At 66.6% G+C, this 13,662-nt stretch carries 12 protein-coding genes; 3 read left to right on the forward strand and 9 right to left on the reverse strand.

Features of this window, described 5'->3' with window-relative positions; all coding sequences use genetic code 11:
- Positions 1–98: 98 nt before the first annotated feature.
- A complete protein-coding gene (locus EV147_RS13140; protein ID WP_130391612.1) occupies positions 99–1,214 on the reverse strand; it encodes an NADH:flavin oxidoreductase/NADH oxidase in 1,116 nt (371 codons plus the stop codon).
- 181 nt (positions 1,215–1,395) lie between these two features.
- On the opposite strand from EV147_RS13140, the gene EV147_RS13145 reads away from it, so the two are divergent.
- Entirely contained in the window at positions 1,396–2,514 is a 1,119-nt protein-coding gene (locus tag EV147_RS13145; protein ID WP_130391613.1) for a hypothetical protein, read from the forward strand.
- 11 nt (positions 2,515–2,525) lie between these two features.
- Positions 2,526–2,993, forward strand: coding sequence for a hypothetical protein (locus EV147_RS13150; RefSeq protein ID WP_130391614.1), 468 nt, complete (start codon positions 2,526–2,528; stop codon positions 2,991–2,993).
- 54 nt (positions 2,994–3,047) lie between these two features.
- Here the strand turns inward: EV147_RS13150 and EV147_RS13155 are convergent, their stop codons facing one another.
- The 8 genes from EV147_RS13155 to EV147_RS13190 all read right to left on the reverse strand — a co-directional run bounded on the left by EV147_RS13155 (position 3,048) and on the right by EV147_RS13190 (position 12,323).
- Positions 3,048–3,686 (reverse strand): CDP-alcohol phosphatidyltransferase family protein, encoded by a 639-nt coding sequence (locus EV147_RS13155; protein WP_130391615.1) that lies wholly within the window; start codon positions 3,684–3,686, stop codon positions 3,048–3,050.
- A 44-nt stretch (positions 3,687–3,730) separates the two neighbouring features.
- Positions 3,731–4,021 (reverse strand): antibiotic biosynthesis monooxygenase family protein, encoded by a 291-nt coding sequence (locus EV147_RS13160; RefSeq protein ID WP_130391616.1) that lies wholly within the window; start codon positions 4,019–4,021, stop codon positions 3,731–3,733.
- Between the two features lie 95 nt (positions 4,022–4,116).
- The gene (locus EV147_RS13165; RefSeq protein WP_130391617.1) at positions 4,117–4,578 is read right to left on the reverse strand and encodes a DUF2127 domain-containing protein; all 462 of its coding nucleotides are present in this window, start codon (positions 4,576–4,578) and stop codon (positions 4,117–4,119) included.
- Between the two features lie 41 nt (positions 4,579–4,619).
- Positions 4,620–5,000: a hypothetical protein gene (locus EV147_RS13170; protein WP_130391618.1), complete on the reverse strand. Its 381-nt coding sequence runs from the start codon at positions 4,998–5,000 to the stop codon at positions 4,620–4,622.
- Between the two features lie 154 nt (positions 5,001–5,154).
- Positions 5,155–6,624 (reverse strand): efflux transporter outer membrane subunit, encoded by a 1,470-nt coding sequence (locus tag EV147_RS13175; protein WP_130391793.1) that lies wholly within the window; start codon positions 6,622–6,624, stop codon positions 5,155–5,157.
- Positions 6,625–6,665: 41 nt separating this feature from the next.
- A complete protein-coding gene (locus tag EV147_RS13180; RefSeq protein ID WP_130391619.1) occupies positions 6,666–9,857 on the reverse strand; it encodes an efflux RND transporter permease subunit in 3,192 nt (1,063 codons plus the stop codon).
- 105 nt (positions 9,858–9,962) lie between these two features.
- Positions 9,963–11,201: an efflux RND transporter periplasmic adaptor subunit gene (locus EV147_RS13185; protein ID WP_130391620.1), complete on the reverse strand. Its 1,239-nt coding sequence runs from the start codon at positions 11,199–11,201 to the stop codon at positions 9,963–9,965.
- 225 nt (positions 11,202–11,426) lie between these two features.
- Entirely contained in the window at positions 11,427–12,323 is an 897-nt protein-coding gene (locus EV147_RS13190; protein WP_235844720.1) for an alpha/beta hydrolase, read from the reverse strand.
- A 371-nt stretch (positions 12,324–12,694) separates the two neighbouring features.
- Here EV147_RS13190 and EV147_RS13195 point away from each other — a divergent pair, with 371 nt between their 5' ends.
- A complete protein-coding gene (locus tag EV147_RS13195) occupies positions 12,695–13,621 on the forward strand; it encodes a LysR family transcriptional regulator (RefSeq protein ID WP_130391621.1) in 927 nt (308 codons plus the stop codon).
- Positions 13,622–13,662 lie beyond the last annotated feature (41 nt).

Genomic DNA, 13,662 nt, shown 5'->3' on the forward strand with positions numbered 1-13,662 from the left:
CTCACAAGATGCGGCGTCCTGACTGGATGCGCTGACCCTCTCCCCCGGCCCTCTCCCGCGTTGCGGGAGGGGGGGAAACCAGGGTGGGAAGACGATCCTTACCGCTGGCCGTGCTTCATATCGAAGAACAGATGCTCCAGCCCGCGCGGCTGGGAGCGCCAGTATTGCTTCGGTGCGTTCACCTGCGCGCCGAGCTTCGCCGCGGCGTGCCACGGCCAGCGCGGGTCGTAGAGCATGGCGCGGGCGATCGAGATCACGTCCGCTTCCTGGTTGGCGATGATGGACTCCGCCTGCTCGGGCTCGGTGATCAGGCCCACCGCCATGGTCGGCAGGCCCACCTCGGCCTTGACGCGCTGGGCGTACGGCACCTGGTAGCCCGGGCCGATCTTGATGGCCTGCTGGGGCGACACGCCGCCGGTACTCACATGCACCGCCGCGCAGCCGCGCGCCTTCAGGGCGTGCGAGAGCGCCAGCGTACCGTCGATATCCCAGCCGTCCGGCACCCAGTCGGTGGCGGACACGCGCATCCAGACCGGCTTGTCGGCCGGAAACGCCTCGCGCACCGCCTCGAACACCTCCAGCGGAAAGCGCATGCGGTTCTCCAGGCTGCCACCGTATTCGTCGGTGCGATGGTTGGCGATCGGCGAGAGGAACTGGTGCAGCAGGTAGCCGTGGGCGCCGTGCACCTCGATGCCGTCGATGCCGAGCCGTGCCGCGCGCCTTGCCGCGGCCACGAAGTCCTCGCGCACCTTGCGCAGGCCATTCTTGTCGAGTGCCACGGGTGGCGCCTCGCTGGCGCTGTGCGGCACGTTCGACGGCGCCACGGTCTGCCAGCCGGTGGGCTGGTCGGGCCGGATCTGCGCGCCACCATCCCACGGTGCCTGGCTCGACGCCTTGCGCCCGGCATGCCCCAACTGCATCGCCACGGCAATCGGCGAGTACTTGCGCACCGCGCCGAGCACGCGGGCCAGCGCCGCCTCGTTGGCATCGCTGTAGAGGCCCAGGTCGGCCGGCGAAATCCGTCCCTCGGCCGATACCGCCGTGGCCTCGATGATCAACAGCCCCGCGCCCGACAGCGCCATATGTCCCAGGTGGATCATGTGCCAGTCGGTGGCCGAGCCTTCCTCGGCGGAGTACTGGCACATCGGGGCAATGGCGATGCGGTTCGCCAGTTCGAGGTCGCCGATCTTGTACGGATCGAATAGATGGGACATGGATTTTCCTTATGGGAGAGACTGCAGCCGATTCTAGTCGCCACCGGGAAAGTCTGCTGGCGGCCGTCAGCTGCGCCCGCCAGCAAGTGCTCCATGTGTTTTCCATGGATGGATCACACGGTAATCGTCTCTACTGCGCTCGCTGTACCTGCTGATCCACCTTATGAAAGGAACCCCATCCATGTCTGACAGCGAGAACTCCGGCTATTCGATCATTGCCGAGCCGAGCGGCATCCTTGACCCCAAGGGCACCGAGTGGAATGTCCAGCTGACCCACCTGCTGCGCAATACCGAGCGCTACGCGTGGGGCAACTGGACGCTCGATCCTGCGATCCGGGTTGGCGCGCTGGGCTGGTTCAATCCCAGCGATACGCATGTCCAGCTGGCCAACTACCAGATGGACCTGCAACCCACGGAGCACCGCGCCGCCGTGGACTGGCACCTCGAACAGGGCCACGTCCGGCAGACCACCGCCGGCGTGCAGTTCGACGTGCCCTACCTCGACCCCACCACGGGCACGGAGGTCACGGTGGGCCTGCAGAGCAAGTGGGAGTTCGGCAGCAAGGGATCGCTGACCTCGCAGGGCTCGGGCGTCGGCGTGGCCTATGTCGAGAACGGCGCGCAGTACATGCTCGACAACTACCAGGCCATCTACGACGTCGCCAAGAGCGTCAACAAGGTCAACGGCGGCGATATCGTGCAGGGCTTCGGCATGATCACCAAGGTGTGGCTGACAGACGGCTGCGTGAACCTGGGCTCGCGGCAGGACAAGAGCGAGTTCAGCATCACGGGCTCGGTGGACGGTGTCTCGGCCATGACCGGCAGCGACCAGTCGGCTTCGCTCAAGGGCTCGTACAAGAACACCAGCACGGCCGACAACGTCGAGAAGCGCATCTTCCCGAGCAAGGCCGACACCGTGGAACACAACGACCCGGTGGCCTACGCGTACGAGTTCTCGTCATTTGCCGGCGAGACGGTCGTGATTCCGCGCTACGTCGCCGATATCTCGGCGCTGAACCTGTCGCTGCACAACAGCGGCTCGTACATCGTCAACGCCACGGTGACCTACACCAGCGGCGGCAAGCGCCATGAGCGCACGACCCGCATCTCGGGTGGCCTGACGGGCCAGATCACCGACATCCCGCTGGACGCCACCAACGTGGATATCCGCATGGCCTTCGCCGCCGGCACCACGCAGGTGCTGCGCGTCTCGAACCCCCTCAATACGTGGTTCCTGGGCCGCGGAGAAATCGAACTCACGGGCTGGTGGCCGGGCGCCTCCGGCGCAAACTGGAAATAAGGGAGACAGCCATGTGGAATTACACGTACTTCGTCATCACCCCGGGCTGCGAGATCGACAGCTACACGCACTTTCCCGACGGCAAGCAGGGCAACTTCATCAAGTTTGGCGACCAGGTCAGCAACCATGGGTCGCTGGGCATCCGCAATGCCTACGCCACGCACAACCCCGACATCGGCGTGGGCGCGATCATGCACACCGGGGCGTTCCAGAACCCGGGGCTTGGCACCCTGCTCAAGCACTACATCACCAACGATCTGCGCATCGCGCCGGTGGGTAATACCGAGTGGTTCGGCATCATCCGCTCGGCATCATGGCCACTGTTCCAGCGCATGCTGAATAACTGGGACGGGCGTACGGTGACCGACAAGAACGTCGACACCCTGAAACGCGACCTGCGCATGATCCTCACCGCCACCGAGGAGCCGGTGCACTTTGCGCCGCCCTCGCTGCGCGATCTCGTGGCAGATATCGTGTAGCTATCCGGCACGAAGCAGCCACCGGACCCCGGACCCAAGCCGGGGCACGGTGGCTCAGAACTTCGGAATGCGCAGCGTCTTGCTGATCATGAGGCTGCCGCTCAGCACGAACAGCAACGCCAGCGGATGGAAGACGCCGCCCCCGATCTCCCACGCACCGCCGGGCAGCGCATCGCCGAGCCGGCCGGCCGAGGCGCACCAGGCCAGCACGCCGGTCAGCACCACGCTGGTCGGGATCGGGGTGCCTTCGAAATACTTCACCTTGCCCGCCGCGCTGCCCTCGGCCAGCGACTCGGCCGTGACGTTGAAGCGTGCCAGGCGGCTGACGCCGCAGCAGACGAAGTAGATCAGCGCGGCGAGGTCCCAGCCGCCGCGCATGCCGGCGGCGAATGCCAGCGTGGCGGGGCCCACGCCAAACGAGATGATGTCGGACAGCGAATCGAGTTCACGGCCCAGCGCCGAATGCGCATGGCGCCAGCGCGCGATGCGGCCGTCGAGCACGTCGAAGACGAAGGCCGCGGGCGCCAGCGCCGCCGCGATGTAGAAGTACCTGAGCGCGGGCTCCGCGACGAAGTACATCGCGTAGAAGACCGAGCCCATGCCGCAGGCGGCGTTGGCGAGCGTGAAGAAATCCGCGAGCTGAAGGTCGCGGAGCATGGAGAAATGCCGGGGGCGCGGCTGAGGTGTGGACATGGATCGTGCTCCTTCTCGCGTGGATGGCCCGGCGGGATCACCGGTCAGAGCACGGTGCTGACGTGGTGCACGGCCGGCGGCGCGGCAAAGCAGTCGGTGACGAGCTTGCGCCACTCCTGGAACTCGTCCGACTCGCGGAAGTGAACCATATGGTCCTCCACGGTCTCCCAGGCCACCACGAGCGCGTACTGCGACGGCTGTTCGATCGAGCGTTGCAGGTTCAGGCCGTGGCACCCGCGCGAGCGCAGGAACAGCGGCTTGGCCTTGGCCACGTTCGCTTCGAACTGGGCTTCCATGCCAGGCTTGATCGTGATCTGTGCAATTTCGTGAATCATGATGGGTCTCTGTGTGTCTCGGATATCGGTGCCTGTCTGACAAGCCGGGCCGTCCGGCACCTGCGGCGGCCGCGGCTACCTTAGCAGATTGCCGGCTATTTCACCTTGTGCCGCGCCAGGGACTGCACGAGATAGGCCACCACCACGGCGTTGGCGATGGCCAGCCCGATATGCAGCCAGGTGGGATGCCGCACCGCCTCGTACAACTCGACGGGAATGTAGATGCCGCCCGACCAGACGCCCAGCCAGTTGCCCCAGGCGCGGCCGTGCCACAGGCCGTAGGCTTCGGCAAAGCGCAGCAGCGCATACACGGCGGCCGAGGCGCCGATGGCCCAGAGCCGGCCGTCCGAGGGGTTGTCGAGCAGTGCGAGGAAGATCTTCGGGTAGTGGCTGGCCGGATTGATGTGCAGCCTGGCGACGATGGCCTCGGCAATGGCCTGGGCATCGCGGTGCAGCAGCGCGGCCAGGCCCAGCCCGGCCAGTATCACGAGCACGCCCTTGGCGGCTTCGAACAGCGCAATACTCTTGAGTCCCAACGGCGAACCGGCATGAGCCATGGCGAAAGGCGGGAAGTCAGCGAAGTCGCCATTGTGCTACATCAGCGCGCCTGACGCTCCACCATCGGCCCCGCCGCGTCGATCCCGCCGGCGGCCTCCAGCGGCCCGTTCACCGTGATCGGACCGTCGACATGGAGGTCGCCATGCACCACCATCGACCCTCCCACGGTCAGCGGCCCCTTGAAGACCTTGAGCAGCGAGCGCTCCGGCGGGGGCCGATAGCCCCGTCCCGGCGAGGCGAACCATGCGGCCGTGACTGGCCCGCTGGCGTGGACGCTGCCATCGACACTGAGCGTACCCTGCACGGTCAATGGCCCCCTGACCTGCGCCGAGCCGCCCACGGCGATGGAACTGGCGGTGGAGAGCTGGGCGATGGCGGGCAGCGGCAACGCCGCCATGCACAGCAGCAGGATCGTTCGCATGGCATCCCTCCCAACAAAAATGGCGCGATATTTCCAGTGTAGAAGGCTGGAGATATCGCGCCAGTTTTTGTCGGATGGCACGGATTGTTTGCTCCCCTCTCCCACTAGCATGGGAGTGGGGAGCGCATAACGACGGGCGTTGGTACTTTCCCGCTCAATTCCTCGCCACGCTCTCCGGCAGCGGGCCCCAGCCGCCGCCGAGGCTGCGCACCAGCGAGACCGTTGCCGCCGCGCGCAGGCCGGCTACCGCGTTGGCGTCGCGCTGCGACTGCAGCACCGTGCGATCGGCGTCGATGACGGTCAGGTAATCCACCGCGCCAGCGTCATAGCGGCTGCGCGAGATCCGCTGTGCTCGGCGGGCGCCGGCCAGTGCGCTGTCCAGCGCCGTCGACTGCTGGCTCAGCCAGCGCACGTCCGACAGGCTGTCCTCGACTTCGCGGAAAGCCACCAGCACCGTCTGCCGGTAGCGTGCCACGCTTTCCTCGTGCGCGGCGCGGGCGCCAGCCAGGTTCGAGCTGTTCCTGCCGCCATCGAACACGGTCTGCGCCACGGTCGTGCCCACCAGGGGCCCGAGCATCCACGTGCGCGACGACCACTTGAACAGGTTCGACAGGTCCGCCGATTCGAAGCCGAACAGCGCCGTCAGCGAGATACGCGGGAAAAACGCCGCCTTGGCCACGCCGATCCGGGCGTTGGCGGCCGCCATCTGCCGTTCGGCGGCCGCGATATCGGGGCGCCGTTCGAGCAGTTCGGAAGGCAGACCTGCCGGCACGGCCACCGGCGCGGTATCGAACGGCTTGGCCGAGAGCGCGAATTGCGACGGGGCCACGCCGGTCAGCACCGCCAGCGCGTGCTCCTGCGCCGCGCGGCGGCGTTCGATGCCGGCCAGATCGGCGCGCGCCGTACCCAGTTCGGCCTCGGCGCGCGCCGGGTCGAGATCGGTGGTTTCGCCGGCCTCGTAACGCTTGCGCAGCAGCGACAGCGCATCCTCGCGCAACCTGATCGTCGCGTTCAGCAGTTCGCGGTCGCTGTCGAGCGTGCGCAGCGCGAAGAACGCCGTGGCCACATCGGCCTGCAGGGCCAGCTGCACCGAGCGGTACAAATCCTCGGCGCCCTTCTCCTCGGCGCGTGCCGCGTTGACGCTGCTGGCCACGCGCCCGAACAGATCGAGCTCGTAGCTGGCAAACGCCCGTGCCTTGAGCACGGTCTGCGCCGGCACCCGCGTGCCATCGGGCAGCCCTTGCGACGCCGCCGAGGGCTGTGCGCGCGTGGGATCGAAGCCGACACTCAGTTGCGGATACAGGTCGGCCTCGGTGGCGCCGGTGAAGGCCCGCGCCTGCTTCAGGCGGGCCGCCGCCGCGGCGAGATCCTGGTTATAGCCGTTGGCGGCGTCGATCAGGCGGTCCAGGTCGGCATCGCCGAACACCTTCCACCAGTCGCCGCGATGCTCGGCCTCGGCCGGCGCTGCCGTCTTCCACTGCGCCCCTTCCGTGGCGGCCGCGTCGGCCTCCTTGAAGGTGGCGGCGGTCGGCGTCTCGGGCACCTTGTAGGCCGGTGCCAGCGAGCAGCCGGCCAGCACCAGCGCCGCAGCCAGCGTCGCGAGCTTTGGCAGGTAGTGCTTCATCACATTGTTGGCGTCTTTCGTGTCTTTCATGTCATTCACCATTACTCTGCCGATGCCACGGCGTGCGAGGCCGAGGCCCCGGAGGTCAGCGCCTCGCGGCGTTCGCGGCGGGTAGCCAGCAGCCGCAGCGACACGTAGAACACCGGCGTCAGGAACAGCCCGAAGAACGTCACGCCCAGCATGCCGGCGAACACGGCCACGCCCATCGCATGGCGCATTTCGGCACCGGCCCCGGTGGAGATCACCAGCGGCACCACACCCATGATGAACGCGAACGACGTCATCAGGATCGGGCGCAGGCGCAGCCGGCTGGCCTCGATGGCGGCCTGCACGATGGTGCGGCCCTGGTGCTCCAGTTCCCGGGCAAACTCCACGATCAGGATCGCGTTCTTCGCTGACAGCCCCACCAGCACGATGAAGCCGATCTGCGTGAAGATGTTGTTGTCGCCCCGGGTCAGCCAGACACCGGTCATGGCGGCCAGCAGGCTCATCGGCACGATCAGGATCACAGCCAGCGGCAGCGTCAGGCTCTCGTACTGGGCGGCCAGCACCAGGAACACCAGCAGCACGCACAGCGGGAAGATCCAGATCCCCGCGTTGCCGGCCAGGATGTCCTGATACGTGAGCTCGGTCCATTCGAAACCGATACCCTTGGGCAGCGTTTCCGCGGCAATGCGCTCGGCGGCGGCCTGCGCCTGACCCGACGAGAAGCCCGGGGCAGGACCACCGTTCATGTCAGCCGCCGTGAAGCCGTTGTAGCGGATCACGCTGTCCGGACCAAAGCTCTGCTTGACCTTCACCAGCGACGACAGCGGCACCATCTCGCCCGTGGAGCTACGCGCCTTCAGTTGCAGGATGTCCTCCGCATGCTGGCGGAACTGCGCATCGGCCTGGACCTTCACCTGATACGTCCGGCCGAACTTGTTGAAATCGTTCACGTAGGCCGAACCGAGGTAGGTCTGCAGCGTCTCGAACACATCGGTCACCGGCACGCCCAGTTGCTTGGCCTTGGTACGGTCGAGCTGTACGTCAAGCTGCGGCACGTTGACCTGGTAGTTGCTGAAGATGCCAGCCAGTTCCGGCGTGGCGCGCGCCTTGGTCATGAACGCGTTGGTCGCGTCGAACAGCGCGTCATAGCCCAGCGCGGCACGGTCCTCGATCATCATCTTGAACCCGCCGATCGTACCCAGCCCCTGTACCGGCGGCGGCGGGAACACGGCGATGAACGCATCCTGGATCGCCCCGTACTTCTGGTTCAGGTCGGCCGCGATGGCGTTGCCGGACAGTTCGGCGCTCTTGCGCTCGTCGAACGGCTTCAGCGTGGCAAACACGATGCCGGCGCTCGGGCTGTTGGTAAAGCCGTTGATCGACAGGCCCGGGAAGGCCACGGCCGACTCCACGCCCGGATGCTTGAGCGCGATCTCCGACATGCGGCGGATCACGTCCTCGGTGCGGTCCAGCGTGGCGCCGTCAGGCAGCTTGGCGAAGCTGACCAGATACTGCTTGTCCTGCGCCGGCACGAAGCCCTTCGGCACCATCTGGAACACGCCCCACGTGGCCACCAGCATCACGGCGTAGACGCCGAACACCGAGCCCTTGCGGCGGATCACGCCCGTCACGCCACGGCCATAGCTGTCGGAGCTGCGGCCGAAGAAACGGTTGAAGCGGGCGAAGAACTTGCCGAAGACCTTGTCCATGCCACGCGTGAGCCAGTCCTTGGGCGCGTCGTGGCCCTTGAGCAGCAGCGCGGACAGCGCCGGCGACAGCGTCAGCGAGTTGAACGCCGAGATGATCGTCGAGATCGAGATCGTCAGCGCGAACTGCTTGTAGAACTGGCCGGTCAGGCCCGACATGAACGCCAGCGGCACGAACACGGCGATCAGCGTCAGCGCGATGGCGATGATCGGGCCGCTGACTTCGCGCATGGCCTTGTACGTGGCTTCCTTCGGCGTCAACCCTTCCTCGATGTTCCGCTCGACGTTCTCCACCACCACGATCGCATCGTCCACGACGATACCGATCGCCAGCACCAGCCCGAACAGGCTCAGCGCGTTGATCGAGAAGCCGAACGCATGCATCAGCCCGAACGTGCCGACGATCGACACCGGCACGGCCAGCAGCGGGATGATCGACGCGCGCCAGGTCTGCAGGAACAGGATCACCACCAGCACCACCAGCGCGATGGCCTCGAACAGCGTATGGGTCACCGCCTCGATGCTGTGGCGCACGAACTGCGTGGGGTCGTAGACGATGCTGTAGTCCACGCCCTCGGGCATGTTCTGCTTGAGCTCGGCCATGGTCTTGCGCACGTCATCCGAAATCTGGATGGCGTTCGAGCCCGGCGCCTGGAAGATCGGCAGCGCCACGGCCGACTTGTTGTCCAGCAGCGAGCGCAGCGCGTATTCGGAGGCCCCCAGTTCGATGCGCGCAATGTCCTTCAGGTACGTCACCACGCCATCGGGTGAGGTCTTGACGATGATGTCGCCAAATTCCTCCACCGACTGCAGGCGGCCCTGCGCGTTGACCGACAGTTGCAGGTCGGTGCCCGGCAGCGAAGGCGACTGGCCAATCACACCGGCCGCCACCTGCACGTTCTGCTCGCGGATGGCCCGCACCACGTCAGACGCGGCGAGCTGGCGCTCGGCGATCTTCTCCGGGTTCAGCCAGACGCGCATCGAGTAGTCGCCCGACCCGAACATCTGCACCTGGCCCACGCCCTGGATCCGCGCCAGGCGGTCCTTCACGTTGATCAGCGCGTAGTTGCGCAGGTACGTCATGTCGTAGCGGTCGTTCGGCGAGACGAGGTGGACCACCATCGTCAGGTCGGGCGAGCTCTTGACCGTGGTGATGCCCAGGCGCCGCACGTCCTCGGGCAGGCGCGGCTCGGCCTGCGAGACGCGGTTCTGCACCAGTTGCTGGGCCTTGTCGGGATCGGTGCCCAGCTTGAACGTCACCGTCAGCGTCAGCGTGCCGTCGCTGTTGGCCTGCGAGTTCATGTAGAGCATGTCCTCGACGCCATTGATCTGCTCTTCCAGCGGCGTGGCCACGGTCTCGGCGATCACCTTCGGGTTGGCGCCCGGGAACTGCGCGCGCACCACCACTGACGGCGGCACCACTTCCGGGTACTCCGAGATCGGCAACTTGAACATCGAGATGGCGCCGATCAGGAAGATCAGCACCGACAGCACGCCCGCGAAGATCGGGCGATCGATAAAGAATTTCGAGAGATTCATCTTGGTCTCGGCGAAAGCAGCCCCCCTGGCCGTCCGCCGCAGCGGACGCCATGTAGAACTGCAGGGGGGAATATCAGTTCAGTACTGCCTGTGCGCGGGCGCGGATCAGCTCACCTTGGCCTTGTCGGCCTTCGCGTCGTCGGCGGCCTGCTTGCGGTCCGGCGTGGTCGGGCGCGGCTCAAGCTCGCTGCGGTATGCCATCGCCACGGCCTTTGGTGCCACGGTATCGCCGGGACGCACCCGCATCAGGCCGTTCACGACGATGTTCTCGCCGGGCTTCAGCCCCTTGCGGATCACGCGCAGTCCGTCGAACGTCGGTCCGAGTTCCACTTCGCGGTAGGCCAGCTTGTTGGCCTTGTCGACCACCAGCACAAACTTCTTGCCCTGGTCGGTGCCAATGGCGCGGTCGTTGATCAGCACGGCCGGGTGCGGCGAACCACCACCGAGCTTGACCTTCGCGTACAGGCCCGGCAGCAGCCGGCCGTCTGCGTTGTCGAAGATGGCGCGCACGCGGATCGTGCCGCTGCGCGTATCGAGCCGGTTGTCGACCGAGTGGATCTTGCCCTGGTGCGGGTTGCCGTCTTCGTTGGCCAGGCCCAGGAACACCGGCAGGTCGTTCTTGCCGCCGCTGGCGCCCGGCGCCGTGTAGCGCAGGTAGCTCTGCTCGTCCACGTCGAAACTCGCATAGACCGGCGAGACCGATACCACCGTGGTCAGCGCCGGCGACGCCGCGCCAGCCGCCACGAGGTTGCCCACCGTGATCTCGGCGCGCGAGACCTTGCCGGCCACCGGCGCCACGATGCGCGTGTAGCTCAGGTTCAGCTTCGCCACCTCCAGCGCGGCCTGGGCGGCGCGCACGTCGGCCGAGGAGACGCTGGCCGCGTTGATGCGCTCGTCGAACTCGCGCTTCGAGATGGCGTTGTCGTCCAGCAGCCGCTGCGCGCGGGCCTTCTCGGACTGCGCCAGCGAAGCCCGCACCTGGGCGGCGGCCACCGCCGCGTCGGCACGCGCCACTTCGGCGGCGTACGGCCGGGGGTCGATCGTGAACAGCGGGTCGCCCTTCTTCACGATCGACCCTTCGCGGAAGTGCACCGTTTCGATGGTGCCGGAGACGCGCGGACGAATCTCCACGCGGTCCACCGCCTCGATGCGGCCCGAGAATTCATCCCACTCGGTGATGGTCTGCCCCACTGCCGAGGCCACTTCCACCGCCGGGGCCGGCGGCGGGGTGGTGGCCTGCGCTTCCCCGCCGTGCCAGGGCCGCAGTACCGAGGTTGCCACGCCCGCCCCAAGGATTGCCACGATGGCAAAGGCGATCAGCGTGCGTCGAGACTTGGTATTCATCTTTCTTCACTCCGTTTTTCGTCGGGTTTTCTTCAACTGGAAAAGCAAAAATTCGGGCCGAACGCCTCCCGCCGGCCGGTTGGGGCCAGAAAACGGGAACAACAAGGGATCACCCGCCCGGGATGGGCGAGGCAAAGCCAACTACAGGGGGCCAGCCTCAAAGGGCGCTGGCTGTTGAAGCGGTACCGTCAGAAGCTGCCGGTACCGGCCGGCGTTCGAACCGGATTACGAGGCGTCGTCGGCCTTCGCGAAACAATCGCGCAGGAACCGCGCACCTTCTGTCACCCATGCCTGACAGTCCTCATGGGAGTGTTCCACCCCGTCGCCACAGGCGCCGGGCATGATCAGTGCTCGCGCCGGGATGCCGGCCTTTTCGAGCTTGGCGGCGAAGGCTTCGCCCTCGGCGCGCAGTGCATCCATCTCCGCCACCTGCACCAGCGTGGCGGGCAGCCCGCCGAGCCGCGACGCCAGCGCCGGGGCCGCATACGGGTGCACCGTGGCGGCCGGCGTCGGCAGATAGTCGCGATAGTTGCAGGCCAGCTTGCGCAGCATCTCCATCGGCACCTTGCCACCGGTCGACGCGTGCATCAGGCACGGATCGGTCACGGGCCGGATCAGCCACTGGCCGGCCGGCTGCGCCAGGCCGCGGTCGCGCAGCATCTGCGCCGTGGCGATGGCCAGGTTGCCACCGGCCTCCTCGCCCACCAGCGCAAAGCGCAGTTTGTCGACCTTGAGCTTCTTCGCCTGCTTCAGCACCCACGCCACGGTACTGACCGCATCCTCGGGGGCCGCCGGGAACGGGTTCTCGGGCGCCAGCGAATACGCCGGCGTCACCACCACGGCCGGGACGGACTCCGCCAGATCCCGCGCCAGTTCCTGGGCCGCTTCCACCCCGCCATCGACAAATCCGCCCGCATGCAGGTACACCAGCCATGGCAACAATGCCGCACCGGGCGCCACCGGCCAATAACCTGCGGGGTAGCACACGCAGACCGTGATCTCGCGGTCGCCGCTGGGCACCACGTGCTGGACCACGTGAACCTGGCCTGGCTGCTCGCCCTGCCCGTCATGCCTGGCGGCCGGTGCAGCGGGGGAACCGAGGGGGTTCGGGGTCTTGGTCATGGTCTCCTGGCGGCGGATACAGCCCGTCGATGGTGTATTGCGATGCAGCGAATTATGGTGATTGCGCGCGATGGGATAAAGCGAGCTATTGCCAACGCACTGTTTCTGCGTTGGAATAATCGCCAAAGCATATCCACACTGCTTGAAATGGACACCGGAAATGTGATTCACTCCGGTCTCTCCGGCATCTGCGCACTTGGGGAAACAGCGCAAACGCCGGCGCCCCGCCCTCCACCCGTCCCCGCTCCGGCCGCCACTGGCGGACCGCCGGCAGCAAATCCAGGCCGCGCACTTGACATGCAGCGGACCACTCTCGCCAGACCATCCTTCGGAACGTAGCCCCGGCCTTACCTCCTTTCGAAAGCAACATCATGGATCGTCTAGTCTCAATGCAGGCATTCACTCGGGTGGTGGATGTCGGCAGCTTTGCGCGCGCGGCGGAGTCGCTCGACCTCCCCAAGGCCACGCTCACCCGGCTGATACAGAACCTGGAGACGCACCTGGGCGTCAAGCTGCTGCACCGGACCACGCGCCGCATCAGCGTGACCACTGACGGCGCCGCCTATTACGAACGCTGCGTGCGCATCCTGGCCGACGTGGAGGAAGCCGAACAGTCGCTCACGCGCCACAACAACTCGCCGCGCGGCACACTGGCCGTGGATACCACCAGCGGGCTCGCCCAGCTCGTGCTGATGCCGCACTTGCAGGATTTCTTCAACACCTATCCCGAGCTGAAGCTCGAACTGACGATCAACGGCAAGCCGATCGACCTGCTCAAGGAAGGTGTGGACGTGGTGCTGCGGGTGGGCACGCTCGACGAGGCCATGGTGGCGCGGCGCATCGGCCAGGTGCAACTGGCGTTCTACGCGTCGCCGATCTACCTGCGGCGTTTTGGCACACCCCATGACCTGACCGAGCTGGGGCAGCACAAGGCCGTCAACTATCTCTCGAACCGCACCGGGCGCGAGATGCCGTGGACGCTGTCGCGCGGCGGCGAGGCCAGCGAGGTGCTGCTGCCCTCCGTGATCTCGACCAACGACGCCGACGTCTACATCGGCTGCGCGCTGGAAGGACACGGCATTGCCCGCATCTCGCGCGCCATGGCCGAGCCCTACGTCAACAGCGGGCGGCTGGTGGAGGTGATGGCCGACTGGCAGACGGAAACCCTGCCGATCTCGGCGATGTATCCGCAGAACCGCCATCTGTCGGCCAAGGTGCGTGTGTTCGTGAACTGGGCCGCCGAGATCTTTTCCCGGCATCCGCACTTCGGCGCCGCGCCGCAGCAACTGGCGGCCTGAGGCTCCAGGCTTCCCTCTTCCGCACAAGCGAAAGAGGGAAG

The organism is Cupriavidus agavae (assembly GCF_004217045.1).
Taxonomy (GTDB): domain Bacteria; phylum Pseudomonadota; class Gammaproteobacteria; order Burkholderiales; family Burkholderiaceae; genus Cupriavidus; species Cupriavidus agavae.

Excerpts from the sequence above, each read along its gene's own strand:
- EV147_RS13140 (WP_130391612.1), bottom strand. The coding sequence starts at position 1,214 with ATGTCCCATCTATTCGATCCGTACAAGATCGGCGACCTCGAACTGGCG.
- EV147_RS13145 (WP_130391613.1), top strand. The coding sequence starts at position 1,396 with ATGTCTGACAGCGAGAACTCCGGCTATTCGATCATTGCCGAGCCGAGC.
- EV147_RS13150 (WP_130391614.1), top strand. The coding sequence starts at position 2,526 with ATGTGGAATTACACGTACTTCGTCATCACCCCGGGCTGCGAGATCGAC.
- EV147_RS13155 (WP_130391615.1), bottom strand. The coding sequence starts at position 3,686 with ATGTCCACACCTCAGCCGCGCCCCCGGCATTTCTCCATGCTCCGCGAC.
- EV147_RS13160 (WP_130391616.1), bottom strand. The coding sequence starts at position 4,021 with ATGATTCACGAAATTGCACAGATCACGATCAAGCCTGGCATGGAAGCC.
- EV147_RS13165 (WP_130391617.1), bottom strand. The coding sequence starts at position 4,578 with ATGGCTCATGCCGGTTCGCCGTTGGGACTCAAGAGTATTGCGCTGTTC.
- EV147_RS13170 (WP_130391618.1), bottom strand. The coding sequence starts at position 5,000 with ATGCGAACGATCCTGCTGCTGTGCATGGCGGCGTTGCCGCTGCCCGCC.
- EV147_RS13175 (WP_130391793.1), bottom strand. The coding sequence starts at position 6,624 with ATGAAGCACTACCTGCCAAAGCTCGCGACGCTGGCTGCGGCGCTGGTG.
- EV147_RS13180 (WP_130391619.1), bottom strand. The coding sequence starts at position 9,857 with ATGAATCTCTCGAAATTCTTTATCGATCGCCCGATCTTCGCGGGCGTG.
- EV147_RS13185 (WP_130391620.1), bottom strand. The coding sequence starts at position 11,201 with ATGAATACCAAGTCTCGACGCACGCTGATCGCCTTTGCCATCGTGGCA.
- EV147_RS13190 (WP_235844720.1), bottom strand. The coding sequence starts at position 12,323 with ATGACCAAGACCCCGAACCCCCTCGGTTCCCCCGCTGCACCGGCCGCC.
- EV147_RS13195 (WP_130391621.1), top strand. The coding sequence starts at position 12,695 with ATGGATCGTCTAGTCTCAATGCAGGCATTCACTCGGGTGGTGGATGTC.